Raw genomic sequence first — 1009 nt, forward strand, 5'->3', positions numbered from 1 at the left:
ACTAGGGATGTACCGTTGGCTAATTTTATCAATGATAGCCTACCTATTGGCACACTGGGCTTATCTTTCTACTGATTCAACCACCTTGCCCGATTGGGGGCAAGTAGCTGAAAAAGCTCTCCACTCTATCCTCCCTCAGCTTGTTGTCTGCATACTATTAACTGATATCCTCCGATTGCAACCTCTGCTCCTTGCACAGGGAATTGATATCAACATTTCTTGGTGCAAGATGTGAGTCTGGCTACTGTCCTGTTCAACATCCTCTATCGCACTTTCAAATTATTAAGATTGGGAACGACAGGTCCAACTGCCCAAGCCGTAGGACGCTCTGACCAAGATGCAGTTCTGCTAACTCTGTTAAGGAATAGTTTGATAGCTCTGGTAATGGGACTATTAATCCTATTATTGCAGCATCCGTTGCGAGAAGGGGGATTTGCTTTACTCAGTGCCACTCCATCTGTTAAAGCTGCTGGTCTGGATTACTATAATGCCCGCATTTGGGGAGCTCCAGCAGTACTCATTAACTTCGTTATGATCGGCTGGTTTGCGGGTCGGGAGCAAGGGGGAAAGCTATTAATATTATCTGCGGTTGCCAATGGTAGCAATATTTTTTTGGATTACCTTTTAATTGTTTACTGGGGGTGGCAGAGTTTTGGGGCTGGAGCAGCTACAGCAGCCAGCCAATATCTGATGCTACTACTGGGATTAGTCTTGATCTTTTTAGAGGGCTGGTGGGCTAAAATTCCTACCGTTACTAGCTCCATTTTTAATATTGATGAACTCAAAAGCGCAACAAAACTTAATGGAGACCTGTTTGTAGCTCGGTTAGCCTGGGCTGCAACTCTTTCATTATTTACTAATATCAGTAGTACTTTGGGAATTCTAGTGCAGCGCGGTAGAAATGCTTGAGCAGCTGCGGATAATGGTGAAACAGAAGGATGAACCGCTGACCCACTCGATGCTCAGCTCATCCGATTACACTCTTCACAACTAGGCTATGCCTAACCCC

The 1009-nt window shown here is 45.1% G+C and carries 1 protein-coding gene and 1 pseudogene; both read left to right on the forward strand.

Annotated features, from left to right (window positions below; all coding sequences use genetic code 11):
- Nucleotides 1-235, forward strand: a pseudogene (locus F6K46_RS39970) (IS701 family transposase); the annotation flags it as partial.
- Nucleotides 223-909 carry an MATE family efflux transporter gene (locus F6K46_RS39975; RefSeq protein ID WP_293118241.1) on the forward strand — a complete coding sequence of 229 codons (687 nt, stop codon included), beginning with the start codon at nucleotides 223-225 and terminating at the stop codon, nucleotides 907-909. The pseudogene F6K46_RS39970 and the gene F6K46_RS39975, both read left to right, overlap by 13 nt.
- Nucleotides 910-1009: the final 100 nt, after the last annotated feature.

This window comes from Moorena sp. SIO3E8 (assembly GCF_010692445.1).
GTDB classification, from domain to species: domain Bacteria; phylum Cyanobacteriota; class Cyanobacteriia; order Cyanobacteriales; family Coleofasciculaceae; genus Moorena; species Moorena bouillonii.